Genomic DNA, 12959 nt, shown 5'->3' with positions numbered 1-12959 from the left:
ACACTGGATCCCATGACCACCCAGCAGCGCACGGCCCGGATCCAGCGCGCGACGAGCGAGTCCAGCATCGAGCTGGAGTTGAACCTCGACGGCACCGGCACGAGCAGCATCGAGACCTCCGTCCCGTTCTACAACCACCTGCTCACGGCCTTCGCGAAGCACTCGCTGACCGACCTGACCGTCCGTGCGACGGGCGATGTCGACATCGACGTCCACCACACGGTCGAGGACGTCGGTATCGTCCTGGGCCAGGCGATCCGTCAGGCGCTCGGCGACAAGGCCGGCATCTCGCGGTACGGCGACGCACTGGTCCCGCTCGACGAGGCCCTCGTGCAGGCCGTGGTCGACATCTCCGGTCGTCCGTACCTCGTGCACGGCGGGGAACCGGCCGGATTCGAGTTCCACCTCATCGGCGGGCACTTCACGGGTTCGATGGTGCGTCACGTCTTCGAGGCGATCACCTTCAACGCGGGCCTCACCGTGCACGTGAACGTCCTCGGCGGGCGCGATCCGCACCACATCGCCGAAGCGGAGTTCAAGGCGTTCGCGCGGGCCTTCCGGCAGGCGAAAGCGTTCGACCCCCTGGTCCAGGGCATCCCGTCGACGAAGGGCGCGCTGTGAGCGCACGCCCGTCGGTGGTCGTCCTCGACTACGGCTCCGGCAACGTGCACTCCGCCGTCAAGGCCCTCGAGCTCGCCGGCGCCGACGTCGTGCTGACGGGCGACCGCCAGGCCGCCCAGGCCGCCGACGGTCTCGTCGTGCCAGGGGTCGGCGCCTTCGACGCGGTGATCGGCGCCCTCCGTTCCTCGCACGGCGACGAGGTCATCGACCGCCGTCTCGCAGGAGGCCGTCCGGTCCTCGGCATCTGCGTCGGGATGCAGGTGATGTTCGAGCGCGGCTTGGAGCGCGGTTCCGAGGCCGACGGCCTGGGGGAGTGGCCGGGAGCGGTCACAGAACTCGAGGCGCCCGTCCTGCCGCACATGGGCTGGAACACGGTGTCGCCGGACGCAGGGTCCGTGCTCTTCGACGGCCTCGCCGACGAACGCTTCTACTTCGTCCACTCCTATGCCGCACAGCAGTGGACCCTCGAGGTCATGCCGCCGTTCCCAGAGCCGCGCCTCACCTGGGCGACCCACGGGGTGCCGTTCCTCGCGGCCGTCGAGAACGGTCCGCTGTCGGCGACGCAGTTCCACCCGGAGAAGTCGGGCGACGCCGGTATCCGTCTGCTGTCCAACTGGCTCGGCACCCTGTAGCCGACTAGGATCAGGTGCTTGTGCCACGAGGCATGCTGTGCGCCGGGAACCGAGGGGCTCGCAGCTCCCGAAGAGACGGTGGATCATGAACGAGTTCAACACGACGGCCGGACTGACGCTGCTCCCCGCGATCGACATCGTGGACGGGAAGGCCGTCCGGTTGACGCGCGGCGAGGCCGGTTCGGAGACGAACTACGGTGAGCCCGTGGACGCGGCCCTGGACTGGGCCCGTCAGGGGGCGGAGTGGATCCACCTCGTCGACCTCGACGCCGCGTTCGGCCGTGGCGACAACCGGTCGATCATCCGCAAGGTCATCTCGAAGGCGCGCGGCGTCAACATCGAGCTGTCGGGCGGCATCCGCGACGACGCCTCCCTCGAGCAGGCGCTCGAGACGGGCGTCGCACGCGTCAACCTCGGGACCGCGGCGCTCGAGAACCCCGAGTGGGCCGCGAGCGTCATCGCCCAGTACGGCGAGGCGATCGCGGTCGGCCTCGACGTCCGTGGCACGACGCTCGCCGCTCGCGGCTGGACGCAGGACGCCGGCGACCTGTGGACGGTCCTCGACCGTCTCGAGGAGGCGGGCTGCACACGCTACGTCGTGACGGACGTCACGAAGGACGGCACGATGCAGGGGCCGAACATCGAACTGCTCCGACAGGTGCTCGAGCGCACGGAGCGGCCGGTGGTGGCCTCCGGCGGCATCTCGAGCCTCGACGACCTGGTCGCGCTGCGCGAGCTGGTCCCCCTGGGGCTCGAGGGCGCCATCATCGGGAAGGCGCTCTACAACGGCGCGTTCACCCTGGCCGAGGCGCTGGATGTCTCGGGCCGCTGACGAATCCTCCGAGCCCGACCGGCACGGTCCGTCGGGCGGGCATGCCCAGCGTGCGATGGGTGGTGCCGATTCGGCCGGCCAGCCCTGGGCCGGTCGGAGCTTCCAGCCGAACGCGAGTTCCGGTGACGACGGCAGCGCGCCCGAGCGGCTGATCGAGTCCCTCCGACGCTTCCGGGCCGGCGAGGTCGGCGAGGCCGAGGTCGTCGACGCGTTCCGGGACTCCCGCCTGCTCATCCCGCTCGTGGCCCACCTCGGTGAGGCCGGCGAGAACGAGCACGGCCAGTTGGTCGACAAGTCGCAGGAGCTGTCCATCGTGACGGTGACCGGTCCGGACGGCCGCACCGTGCTCCCGGTGTTCAGCTCGGTGCAGGCGATGTCCGCCTGGAACCGGACGGCGAGGCCGATCCCGGCCGACGGCGTCCGGGTCGCACTGGCGGCCGCGAGCGAGCAGACGGACGTCGTGGTCCTCGATCCGACGTCGAGCACCGAGTTCGCCGTACGCCGCCCCGCGCTGTGGGCGATCGCGCAGTCGCAGCCGTGGACGCCCAGCTTCGCGGACCCGCTGGTGCGCGACGCGTTCGAGCGGTCGATCGAGCAGGAGCTCGCGGTCGTGAGTGTGCGCCTGCGAGCCGGAGATCCTGAGGCGAAGCTCGCCGGATCCGAGCTCGTGGTCGAGCTCGGCCTGCTGCAGGGACTGACCCAGCAGGAGCTCGACGCAGTGCTCGCGCGGCTGGCTCAGCGCTGGGCCGCGGACGAGGTCATCGCGACGCGCGTCGACTCGCTCGCGGTGTCGCTCCGCCCCGCCGACTGATCGGCGAGGCGGAGCGCCGCGCTGCGATCAGGTGACCGGGCCGGTCCACTTCTCGCCGGGACCCTTGCCGATGGGATCCTGGATGGTGGACGCCTCCCGGAAAGCGAGCTGCAGGGATCGCAGGCCGTCGCGCAGCGACCGGGCGTGCATGTCGCTGATCTCCGGGGCGCCCGCGGTGATGAGACCGGCGAGGGCGTTGATGAGCTTGCGGGCTTCGTCGAGGTCCGTCTGGGCGTCGGGGGCGTCCGCGAGGCCGCACTTGACCGCTGCGGCGCTCATGAGGTGCACGGCGGCGGTGGTGATGACCTCGACGGCGGGGACGTCGGCGATGTCCCGGGTGGCCTGATCGGCCCCTCCCGACTCGTCGTCGTGGTCGTACGGGCTGGTGGTGTTGTTCACGTGGATCCTCTGTTAGACTCGTGCGGTGCTCCGAGACATGTCTCGGTACGAAAGAGGAGATTCTCCCACCCGCGCTTGACCGCTTCACAAGGTTACCGGGTTGTCACGCTCCGCCTGTCGCTTCACCGCTTCGGGTCGTCGGGCGTGGTGCCTTCCGACAGGTGTTCTGAACACCGGCGGAGGGTACGGGTGTGTGGTGAACCGATTTCGTCGCGTCGCAGGTATCGGACCTGGTCGCGTGGCATCCCACCCAGTCAGAGGAGCTCCGCATCAGCGATCCCCGTACCAATGACCGTATCCGCGTCCCGGAGGTCCGACTCGTCGGTCCCGGCGGAGAACAGGTCGGCGTCGTCAAAATCGAGGTCGCCCTTCGCCTCGCGCAGGAAGCGGATCTCGACCTCGTCGAGGTCGCACCAAACTCCAAGCCGCCCGTCGCGAAGATCATGGACTACGGCAAGTTCAAGTACGAGGCTGCGCAGAAGGCCAAAGAGGCCCGGCGCAACCAGGCGAACACGATCCTCAAAGAGGTCCGGTTCCGCCTCAAGATCGATCAGCACGACTACGAGACCAAGCGCAAGCGCGCCGAGGGCTTCCTCAAGGCCGGTGACAAGGTGAAAGCCATGATCCAGTTCCGCGGCCGCGAGCAGTCCCGCCCAGAGCAGGGCGTCCGCCTGCTCCAGAAGTTCGCCGAGGACGTGTCCGAGTGGGGCACCGTCGAGTCCACCCCCATGGTCGACGGTCGCAACATGGTGATGGTCGTCGGTCCACTCAAGAACAAGTCCGAGGCGAAAGCCGAAGCCAACGCACAACGTGCGGCATCCAAGGCACGTCCGGCTGAAGCCGACGAAGCCGACGAGGCTGCTCCGGTGGAGTCATCCACCGACGAGAACCGATAAGAAACGAGGAATCCCATGCCGAAGCAGAAGACCCACTCCGGGGCCAAGAAGCGATTCAAGGTCACCGGCAGCGGCAAGCTGATGAAGCAGCAGGCCGGTATGCGACACAACCTGGAGAGCAAGTCCAGCCGTCGCACCCGTCGCCTGAACCAGGACCAGGTGCTGGCGCCCGCCGACGCCAAGGTCATGAAGAAGCTGCTCGGTCGCTAGACCGTTTACCCGTAAGGAACTAGGAACATGGCAAGAGTCAAAAGGGCGGTCAACGCTCACAAGAAGCGTCGCGTCATCCTCGAGCGCGCCGCCGGTTACCGCGGTCAGCGTTCGCGTCTGTACCGCAAGGCCAAGGAGCAGGTCACTCACTCCCTCGTCTACTCGTACCGCGACCGTCGTGCGCGCAAGGGTGACTTCCGTCGCCTCTGGATCCAGCGCATCAACGCGGCATCGCGTGCCAACGGCATGACGTACAACCGCTTCATCCAGGGTCTCGGCCTCGCCGGGATCGAGGTCGACCGCCGTATCCTCGCGGACCTCGCGGTGCACGAGCCCGCCACCTTCGCGGCCCTCGTCGCGTCGGCCAAGGCCGCGCTGCCCGCCGACACCTCGGCGCCCAAGGTCTCCGCGTAGTCGGAAGCCCTGCGTCCGCCCGGACGACGTGTTCGAACGGCCCGATCCCACCAGGGATCGGGCCGTTTCGTCTGTCCGGAGCGCGACCCATAGGATGGGTGCGTGCTTGACAATCCGCGGTCACCGCGTGTCCGATCCGTCGCCAAACTCGCCAAGCGTCCGGCGAGACAGGAGACCGGCCTGTTCCTCCTCGAAGGACCACAGGCGGTCTCGGAGGCCCTGCAGTTCCGGCCCGACCTGATCCTCGAGCTGTACGCGACGCCGACGGCCCTCGAGCGCTACACCGAGATCGGGGCCGCGGCCACCGATGCGGGACTCGAGGTCGAGTTCGTCACCGAGCAGGTCCTCGAGTCGATGGCCGACACCGTCACCCCGCAGGGGTTCATCGCGGTCGCGCAGCAGTTCCCGACCTCGATCAAGGACATCTTCGCCGGAGAGCCGCAGCTCGTCGTCATCCTGGAGGAGGTCCGCGATCCGGGCAACCTCGGGACGATCATCCGAGCCGCCGACGCCGCCGGCGCGGACGCCGTCGTCCTGAGCGGACGGACCGTCGACCTCTACAATCCGAAGGTCGTGCGCTCCACGACCGGCTCGCTCTTCCACCTGCCCGTCGCGGTCGGTGTCGAGCTGCCCGCCGTGCTGGAACGGGCCCGTGCAGCGGGACTGCAGACGCTCGCGGCCGACATCAAGGGCGAGGACCTCCTCGTGGCCCGGTCGGAAGGTGTGCTCGCGCGGCCGACGGCATGGGTGTTCGGCAACGAGGCCAGGGGACTCACCGACGAGTACCTCGAGCTCGTCGACCGTGCGGTTACGGTACCGATCTACGGCCGTGCCGAGAGCATGAACCTGGCCACGGCGGCATCGGTGTGCGTCTTCGAGAGCGCGTTCGCGCAGCACGCGTGAGCGCCTGAGGCGTCGACCGTCGAGGTTACGAAACGGTAACCGTAGCGCTTCCGTCATGCGCACGAAACACACGGTCACCTAGTTTGGGTTACATGGAGCCAACAGTGTCCCCGAACTCCGGCCCGACGGAACCCGATGCAGCAGCCTCGCATGGTGCCGCCGGCGCATACGAGACCACGAGCAACCCGATCCAGGCAGGGCGCGGCGAGCCCCTCGTCGTCATGGAGAACGTCGAGAAGCACTACGGCGAGTTCCACGCCCTGAAGGACATCAACCTCACCGTCAACAAGGGTGAGGTCGTCGTCGTGATCGGACCGTCCGGGTCCGGCAAGTCGACCCTCTGCCGGACGATCAACCGGCTCGAGACGATCAGCTCGGGGGAGATCCGGATCGACGGCAAGAAGCTGCCGGAGGAGGGCAAGCAGCTCGCTGAGCTGCGCGCCGACGTCGGCATGGTGTTCCAGTCGTTCAACCTGTTCGCGCACAAGACGATCCGCGAGAACGTCACCCTCGGCCCGATCAAGGTGCGCAAGCAGAAGAAGCGCGACGCCGACGATGCGGCGAAGGTGCTGCTCGAACGCGTCGGCATCGGCGTGCAGGCCGACAAGCTGCCGGCACAGTTGTCCGGCGGGCAGCAGCAGCGCGTGGCGATCGCCCGCGCCCTCGCGATGAAGCCGAAGGTCATGCTGTTCGACGAGCCGACCTCGGCCCTCGACCCCGAGATGATCAACGAGGTCCTCGACGTCATGGTGCAGCTCGCCAGCGAGGGCATGACGATGATCGTCGTCACCCACGAGATGGGCTTCGCCAGGAAGGCCGCCGACCGCGTCGTCTTCATGGCCGACGGCGAGATCCTCGAGGACACCGACCCCGAGTCGTTCTTCACGAACCCGCAATCCGAGCGGGCGAAGGACTTCCTGTCGAAGCTCCTCACCCACTGACCCATCCGACTCCGGATCGCGCGACCCGCGCGGCGACCCGGAACTGACCAACCGATCGGCCCGTCCCGGGCACCAAGGAAGGAAGGAAAACATGCGCAAGAGGCTCATGTTCATCACCGCGGGAGTCGCTGCAGCAGCGCTCGCGCTCAGCGGGTGCAGCGGCGGCGACGCCGGCACCGGATCGACCGACGGCGCGTCCGACGGCGGCGCACTCTTCGAGGTCGCCTCCGACGTCCAGCTCGAGGGCAGCCCCACGTACGACGCGATGGTGAAGGCCGACAAGGTCCGCATCGGCGTCAAGGAGGACCAGCCCGGTCTCGGATACCTCGACGCCGCCACCGGCGAGCGTTCCGGCTTCGACGTCGAGATGGCCACCTGGATCGCCGCGTCGCTCGGCTTCGACGCCGACAAGATCGAGTTCAAGGCGATCCCGAGCGCCAACCGCGAATCGGCCATCGTCAACGGTGACATCGACTACTACGTCGGCACCTACTCGATCACCGACAAGCGCAAGGAGCAGATCGACTTCGCCGGACCGTACTTCGAGACCGGCCAAGGCCTGCTCGTCGCCGCGGACAACGACGACATCAAGGGCGAGGACGACCTCGCCGGCAAGACCGTGTGTTCGGCGACGGGCTCCACGCCCATCCAGAACATCAAGGACAACTTCCCCGACACCAAGACGGAGGAGTTCGACACCTACTCGCAGTGTGTCGAGGCCCTGAACGACGGCAAGGTCGACGCGGTCACGACCGACCAGGCGATCCTGATCGGGTACGCGGCGCAGTTCCCGGACGACCTCAAGGTCGTGGGCGAGCCGTTCAGCACCGAGCTGTACGGCATCGGTCTGCCGAAGGGTGACGACGCCCTCCGCCACTTCATCAACACGATGTTCACCGATGGCGGCGACACCTGGACCAAGATCTACGACGCCACCCTCGGCGCCTCCGGCACCAAGGTGACCCAGCCGGCGGTCGACGACTACTAAGCAGCGCCCCGGGCGGCCGCCGACCAGCGGCCGTCCGGGGGAGCTGTCCCGTCGACTCCGCCCAGGCGCCCGCCAGGGGCGTCCCCCTCCCGAAAGGCGTGCGCGACATGAACGTCCTGCTCGACAACCTCGACCTCTTCGTCACGGGCTTCCGCAACACCCTGCTGCTCTTCGTGGTGTCGGGGTTCTTCGCGCTCATCCTCGGCACCATCGTCGGTGCCATGCGGGTCTCGCCGGTCCCGGCGATGCGCCTCTTCGGCACCGTGTACGTCAACACGGTGCGCAACACCCCGCTGACCCTCATCCTCTTCTTCTTCGCCTTCGGCTACCCGAAGCTCGGGCTCCCCGAAGTGAGCTACACGACGCTCGCGATCATCGGGCTGAGCCTCTACACCGCGACCTACGTCGCAGAGGTCCTGCGGTCCGGCGTCAACACGGTGCCGATCGGTCAGGCCGAGGCCGCACGCGCGATCGGTCTGCCGTTCGGACAGACCATGACGCTCGTCATCCTGCCGCAGGCGTTCCGTGCCGTCCTGCCACCGCTGTTCAGCGTGCTCATCGCCCTGCTCAAGAACACGACGGTCGCAGCCGGCTTCTCCGTCGCCGAGGCGGGCGCGATCCGCGCGAACCTGTCCGAGCGCGGTGAGCCGCTCCTCATCGGACTGCTGTGGGTGGCCCTCATCTTCGTGGCCCTCGTGTCGCTCCTGTCCCTCGCCCAACGGGCCTTCGAGAAGAAGTGGAGGATCGCGCGATGAGCTCCGTCCTGTTCGACACCCCCGGTCCGAAGGCCATCGTCCGCTATCGCTGGATCGGTGCGGCGACGGTGCTCGTCGTCGCCGGCATCCTCGCCTTCGTCGTCTTCCGCTTCATCGAGACCGGACAGTTCACCGCCTCGAAGTGGAAGCTCTTCACCTTCCCGCGCGTCTGGGAGCAGATCCTCCAGGCGACGGGCGCGACCCTGTCCGCGTTCGCGGTCGCCGCCGTCTGCAGCGTCGTCCTCGGACTGGTGCTGGCGATCGGCCGGCTCTCCGACCACAAGATCATCAGCGTCCCGTTCACGATCTTCATCGAGTTCTTCCGGGCGGTCCCGGTCCTCATCCTGATGATGCTCATGTACTACGGGCTGCCGCCCCTCGGCTTCACCTTCGTGACGCCGTTCGTCGCCGTCGCCATCGCGCTGACGCTGTACAACGGCGCGGTGTTCTCCGAGATCTTCCGAGCGGGCATCGAGTCGCTGCCGAAGGGGCAGGGCGAGGCCGCCTACGCCATCGGCCTGCGGAAGTCCGCGGTCCTGCGCCTCATCCTGTTCCCGCAGGCGATCCGCGCGATGCTGCCGGTCATCATCGCCCAGCTCGTCGTCGCTCTCAAGGACACGGCGCTCGGCTTCCTGATCACCTATCAGGAGCTCCTCTACCTCGCGAAGCAGTTCGGTTCGCAGGCGCTCTACGGCAGCCCGATCATCCCCTCGATCATCGTGATGGGCTCGATCTACATCGTGCTCTGCCTGATCCTCTCGGGCGTCGCGAAGATCGTCGAGGTGCGTACCCGACGGTCGCCGCGGACGCCGAAGGAACAGGCTGTGACGGAAGACACGACGACCAAGATCCTCGGCATCCAGGCGGGGAACCAGTCGTCCGGCGCGAGCATCTGACGTCGTCCCGACGGAGCCCGGGCGATCGGGCCCCCGTCGGGGCGAGGACGGTCGCCCATGCGGGCCGACCGCCTGGGTAGACTTGGCTCTCGTGTCCGACGCATCCCCAATCTCCGAACCAGCGGTGAACGCCGCGGTCGACGCCGCTCTCGAAGCGATCGCCGCAGCCACCGACTCGGCCGCCCTGAAAGCGGTCCGATCAGCCCACGCCGGCGAAGCGTCACCGCTCGCCGCCCTCAACGGATCGCTCCGCAGCGTGCCGAACGACCAGAAGGCCGCGCTCGGCAAGCTGGTCGGTCAGGCCCGCGGGCGCGTCTCGAAGGCGTTGAGCGAGCGCGAGGGCGAGATCGTCGCCGCGGAGACGGAGGCACGACTCGCAGCCGAGGCGATCGACGTCACCGCCGTGCCGCTGCGTCGGTCGGTCGGGGCCAGGCACCCGCTCACTCTCCTCCAGGACCGCGTGTCCGACATCTTCGTCGGCATGGGGTGGGAGATCGCCGAGGGGCCCGAGGTCGAGAGCGAGTGGTTCAACTTCGACGCCCTGAACTTCGACGCCGACCACCCGGCCCGCGCGATGCAGGACACCTTCTTCGTGGAGCCGCTGGAGTCGCACCTCGTCCTGCGGACGCACACGTCGCCGGTCCAGGTGCGCTCGCTGCTCGAGCGCGAGCTCCCCGTGTACGTGCTCGCCCCCGGGCGCGTCTACCGCACGGACGAGCTCGACGCGACGCACACGCCCGTCTTCATGCAGTTCGAGGGTCTCGCCGTCGACAAGGGCCTGACGATGGCGCACCTGCGCGGAACGCTCGACCACTTCGTGAAGAGCGTCTTCGGTGACGACGCGAAGGTCCGCCTGCGTCCCAGCTACTTCCCCTTCACCGAGCCGAGCGCCGAGCTCGACTTCTGGCACCCGACCTTCAAGGACGGACCGCGTTGGATCGAGTGGGGTGGGTGCGGCATGATCAACCCGAACGTGCTCCGGTCCGCCGGTATCGACCCCGAGGTCTACTCGGGCTTCGCCTTCGGGATGGGTGTCGAGCGCGGCCTGATGCTGCGCGACGGCGTGCAGGACATGCGAGAGATGGTGGAGGGCGACGTCCGCTTCTCCCAGCAGTTCGGGATGGTGGTGTAGTCGTGCGTGTTCCATTGAGCTGGCTCGGGGAGTTCGTCGAACTCGCCCCGGGGACCACCCCTGAAGACGTCCACGCCGCGCTCGTGCGCGTCGGGCTCGAGGAGGAGGACGTCCACCGCTTCGAGCTGACCGGTCCCATCGTGGTCGGCGAGGTCCTCGAGTTCGTCGAGGAGCCGCAGTCCAACGGCAAGACCATCCGCTGGTGCCAGGTCCGCGTCGCCGAGGGTGACGCCGAGGGCGCCGTGCGGGGCATCGTCTGCGGCGCCGGCAACTTCTTCGTCGGCGACCAGGTGGTCGTCACCCTGCCCGGTGCCGTCCTGCCCGGTCCGTTCCCGATCGCCGCTCGCAAGACCTACGGCCACGTGTCGGACGGCATGATCGCCTCGGCTCGCGAGCTCGGTCTCGGTGAGGACCACGACGGGATCCTGCGCCTCTCGACGATCGGGGTCGAGGCACCCGTCGGCACCGACGCGATCAGCCTGCTCGGTCTCGACGACGCTGCGGTCGAGCTCAACGTGACGCCCGATCGCGGGTACGCGTTCTCGATCCGAGGGGTCGCACGCGAGTACTCGCACGCGACCGGGGCGGCTTTCCGCGACCCGGCGGCGAGCGTTCCCGAAGCCTTCACCGGACCACTCGACGGCTTCCCCGTCACGATCGAGGATGCGGCGCCGATCCGCGATCGCGTCGGGTCGAGCGTCTTCGTCACCCGCGTCGTGCGCGACGTCGACCCGACGAAGCCGACCCCACCGTGGATGGTGGCGCGGTTGAAGCTCGCCGGCATCCGCTCGCTGTCGCTCGTCGTCGACATCACGAACTACGTCATGCTCGAGCTCGGGCAGCCGATCCACGGGTACGACCTCGACAAGCTCACGGGCGGCATCGTCGTCCGGCGCGCGCGGTCCGGCGAGACCTTCGTCACGCTCGACGGCCAGGAGCGGAAGCTCCACGACGAGGACCTGCTGATCACCGACGACTCGGGCCCGATCGGGCTCGCAGGGGTGATGGGCGGCCTCGACACCGAGATCACCGATGCCACGCGCAACGTCCTCATCGAGGCCGCGAACTTCGACCAGGTGTCCATCGCGCGGAGCGCGCGTCGCCACAAGCTGCCGAGCGAGGCCTCGAAGCGGTTCGAGCGCGGTGTCGATCCGCAGATCGCCGTCGCGGCCGCCGGTCGCGTCGCGCAGTTGCTCGTCGACCTGGCCGGTGGCCGGACGGACGACCTCGGCTCCACCGTCACCACGGCGCCGGATCGCGAGCCGATCCTGCTCCCCGACGACTACATCAACGGCCTCATCGGCGTCACGTTCGGAGCGGACGAGACACGATCCGCGCTCGCCGAGATCGGCGCGGCCGTCGAGGCGACCGATGGCGGCCTGCTCGTGACGCCGCCGAGCTGGCGCCACGACATCACCGGCAAGGAGGACCTCGCCGAGGAGGTGGCGCGGATCCTCGGATACGACCGCATCCCGTCGGTGCTCCCCGTCGCGCCTCCGGGACGCGGGCTCTCGCGTTCGCAGCGGCTGCGCCGTGGGGTCGCCGACGCGCTCGCCTACGGCGGCGCCACCGAGGTGTTGGCCTACCCGTTCGTCTCCGCCGAGGAGAACGCCCGGTTCGGCGCTCCGCAGCCGGGTGCGTTCCCGGCCGTGAAGCTCGCGAACCCGCTCGACGCGAAGGCCCCCTTCCTCCGCGCGTCGATCCTGCCCGGTCTCCTCGCGGTGGCCCACCGGAACGTCTCGCGCGGTCTGACCGACCTCTCGATCTTCGAGGTCGGCGCGGTGTTCCGTCCGTCCCGTCACGGCGCGTTCGGCCAGGCCGAACTCCCGCAGGCGGCGGTCCGTCCGAGCGAGGCCCAGCTCGAGGAGCTCGAGGCGGGCGTCCCGGCCCAACCGCGTCATCTGGGATTCCTCGCGGTCGGCAACGCCGTCGCGAAGCAGCCGGGCCAGCCCGCCGTCGCGGCCGGTATCGCGGACGCGCTCGAGGCCGTCCAGGCCGTCGCAGTGGCGACCGGTGTCGACATCACCGTCTCGCAGGGCAGCCACCAGGCACTGCACCCCGGACGGACCGCGGCCTTGCACGTGGGCGACGTCCTGGTGGGATACGCGGGGGAGGTCCACCCGGCCGTCGCCGAGGAGGCGAACTTGCCGCGCGTCGTAGCGGTCGCGGAACTCGACCTGGATCGCATCATCGCGCTCGGCGACGCACTGCCCGAGGCCGTCGGCATCGGCACCCTGCCCGCTGCGACGCAGGACCTCTCGCTGCTCGTCCCCGCGACGGTCTCCGCCGGCGAGGTCCTCGACGCCGTCCGGGTCGGAGCCGGTTCGCTGCTCGAGCACATCCGCCTCGTCGACGACTACCGCGGCTCGGGCGTCCCCGAGGGCGGCAAGAGCCTGACCTTCGCGCTGCGGTTCCGCGCGCCGGACCGCACGCTCACCGCGGCGGAGGCGAGCGACGCGAAGCTCGCCGGCGCGGCAGTGGCGGCCGAGCGTTTCGGCGCGAGCATCCGGGACTGAGCCGGTCGTACCG

General features: G+C 68.8%; 15 protein-coding genes. 14 read left to right on the top strand and 1 reads right to left on the bottom strand.

Annotation, left to right across the window (positions count from 1 at the left end; all coding sequences use genetic code 11):
* Positions 1-12: 12 nt before the first annotated feature.
* The 4 genes from hisB to GV015_RS14665 all read left to right on the top strand — a co-directional run bounded on the left by hisB (position 13) and on the right by GV015_RS14665 (position 2896).
* Complete coding sequence (hisB, locus tag GV015_RS14680) at positions 13-621, top strand: imidazoleglycerol-phosphate dehydratase HisB (RefSeq protein WP_079707070.1); 609 nt, start codon at positions 13-15, stop codon at positions 619-621.
* Complete coding sequence (gene hisH / locus GV015_RS14675) at positions 618-1253, top strand: imidazole glycerol phosphate synthase subunit HisH (RefSeq protein ID WP_159879037.1); 636 nt, start codon at positions 618-620, stop codon at positions 1251-1253. Before hisB ends, hisH begins: the two co-directional genes overlap by 4 nt.
* Positions 1254-1338: 85 nt before the next feature.
* The gene (gene priA / locus GV015_RS14670) at positions 1339-2085 is read left to right on the top strand and encodes a bifunctional 1-(5-phosphoribosyl)-5-((5-phosphoribosylamino)methylideneamino)imidazole-4-carboxamide isomerase/phosphoribosylanthranilate isomerase PriA (RefSeq protein WP_159879035.1); all 747 of its coding nucleotides are present in this window, start codon (positions 1339-1341) and stop codon (positions 2083-2085) included.
* The gene (locus GV015_RS14665) at positions 2069-2896 is read left to right on the top strand and encodes an SseB family protein (protein WP_159879033.1); all 828 of its coding nucleotides are present in this window, start codon (positions 2069-2071) and stop codon (positions 2894-2896) included. Before priA ends, GV015_RS14665 begins: the two co-directional genes overlap by 17 nt.
* Before the next feature lie 27 nt (positions 2897-2923).
* On the opposite strand, the gene GV015_RS14660 is transcribed toward GV015_RS14665, so the two are convergent.
* A complete protein-coding gene (locus GV015_RS14660; protein WP_056012072.1) occupies positions 2924-3295 on the bottom strand; it encodes a DUF1844 domain-containing protein in 372 nt (123 codons plus the stop codon).
* Positions 3296-3525: 230 nt separating this feature from the next.
* Between GV015_RS14660 and infC the strand changes: the two genes are divergently transcribed.
* The 10 genes from infC (at position 3526) to pheT (ending at position 12946) form a co-directional block, all read left to right on the top strand.
* A complete protein-coding gene (gene infC / locus GV015_RS14655) occupies positions 3526-4191 on the top strand; it encodes a translation initiation factor IF-3 (protein WP_194719021.1) in 666 nt (221 codons plus the stop codon).
* Between the two features lie 15 nt (positions 4192-4206).
* Positions 4207-4401, top strand: a complete 195-nt coding sequence (rpmI, locus tag GV015_RS14650; protein ID WP_056012069.1) for a 50S ribosomal protein L35 — start codon at positions 4207-4209, stop codon at positions 4399-4401.
* Positions 4402-4428: 27 nt separating this feature from the next.
* Positions 4429-4815, top strand: a complete 387-nt coding sequence (gene rplT / locus GV015_RS14645; RefSeq protein ID WP_064294422.1) for a 50S ribosomal protein L20 — start codon at positions 4429-4431, stop codon at positions 4813-4815.
* 102 nt (positions 4816-4917) lie between these two features.
* Positions 4918-5718, top strand: a complete 801-nt coding sequence (locus tag GV015_RS14640) for an RNA methyltransferase (protein ID WP_159879031.1) — start codon at positions 4918-4920, stop codon at positions 5716-5718.
* Between the two features lie 221 nt (positions 5719-5939).
* On the top strand, positions 5940-6659 hold the full coding sequence (locus GV015_RS14635; RefSeq protein ID WP_079707380.1) for an amino acid ABC transporter ATP-binding protein: 720 nt from the start codon (positions 5940-5942) through the stop codon (positions 6657-6659).
* A 91-nt stretch (positions 6660-6750) separates the two neighbouring features.
* Positions 6751-7647: a glutamate ABC transporter substrate-binding protein gene (locus GV015_RS14630; RefSeq protein ID WP_079707066.1), complete on the top strand. Its 897-nt coding sequence runs from the start codon at positions 6751-6753 to the stop codon at positions 7645-7647.
* Positions 7648-7754: 107 nt separating this feature from the next.
* Positions 7755-8402 (top strand): amino acid ABC transporter permease, encoded by a 648-nt coding sequence (locus tag GV015_RS14625; RefSeq protein WP_079707378.1) that lies wholly within the window; start codon positions 7755-7757, stop codon positions 8400-8402.
* Positions 8399-9298, top strand: coding sequence for an amino acid ABC transporter permease (locus GV015_RS14620; RefSeq protein WP_138944586.1), 900 nt, complete (start codon positions 8399-8401; stop codon positions 9296-9298). The genes GV015_RS14625 and GV015_RS14620 overlap by 4 nt, the downstream gene beginning before the upstream one ends.
* 91 nt (positions 9299-9389) lie before the next feature.
* Positions 9390-10430, top strand: coding sequence for a phenylalanine--tRNA ligase subunit alpha (gene pheS / locus GV015_RS14615; protein WP_159879029.1), 1041 nt, complete (start codon positions 9390-9392; stop codon positions 10428-10430).
* Positions 10431-10432: 2 nt separating this feature from the next.
* Positions 10433-12946 (top strand): phenylalanine--tRNA ligase subunit beta, encoded by a 2514-nt coding sequence (gene pheT / locus GV015_RS14610; protein ID WP_159879027.1) that lies wholly within the window; start codon positions 10433-10435, stop codon positions 12944-12946.
* The last annotated feature ends 13 nt before the right edge of the window (positions 12947-12959 follow it).

The organism is Plantibacter sp. T3, from assembly GCF_902506515.1.
Classification (GTDB): Bacteria; Actinomycetota; Actinomycetes; order Actinomycetales; family Microbacteriaceae; genus Plantibacter; species Plantibacter auratus.
The sequence above is the reverse complement of the archived record's forward strand: the minus strand, read 5'-3'. Positions and strand labels throughout refer to the sequence as shown.

Excerpts from the sequence above, each read along its gene's own strand:
- hisB (WP_079707070.1), top strand. The coding sequence starts at position 13 with ATGACCACCCAGCAGCGCACGGCCCGGATCCAGCGCGCGACGAGCGAG.
- priA (WP_159879035.1), top strand. The coding sequence starts at position 1,339 with ATGAACGAGTTCAACACGACGGCCGGACTGACGCTGCTCCCCGCGATC.
- GV015_RS14665 (WP_159879033.1), top strand. The coding sequence starts at position 2,069 with ATGTCTCGGGCCGCTGACGAATCCTCCGAGCCCGACCGGCACGGTCCG.
- rpmI (WP_056012069.1), top strand. The coding sequence starts at position 4,207 with ATGCCGAAGCAGAAGACCCACTCCGGGGCCAAGAAGCGATTCAAGGTC.
- rplT (WP_064294422.1), top strand. The coding sequence starts at position 4,429 with ATGGCAAGAGTCAAAAGGGCGGTCAACGCTCACAAGAAGCGTCGCGTC.
- GV015_RS14635 (WP_079707380.1), top strand. The coding sequence starts at position 5,940 with ATGGAGAACGTCGAGAAGCACTACGGCGAGTTCCACGCCCTGAAGGAC.
- GV015_RS14630 (WP_079707066.1), top strand. The coding sequence starts at position 6,751 with ATGCGCAAGAGGCTCATGTTCATCACCGCGGGAGTCGCTGCAGCAGCG.
- GV015_RS14625 (WP_079707378.1), top strand. The coding sequence starts at position 7,755 with ATGAACGTCCTGCTCGACAACCTCGACCTCTTCGTCACGGGCTTCCGC.
- GV015_RS14620 (WP_138944586.1), top strand. The coding sequence starts at position 8,399 with ATGAGCTCCGTCCTGTTCGACACCCCCGGTCCGAAGGCCATCGTCCGC.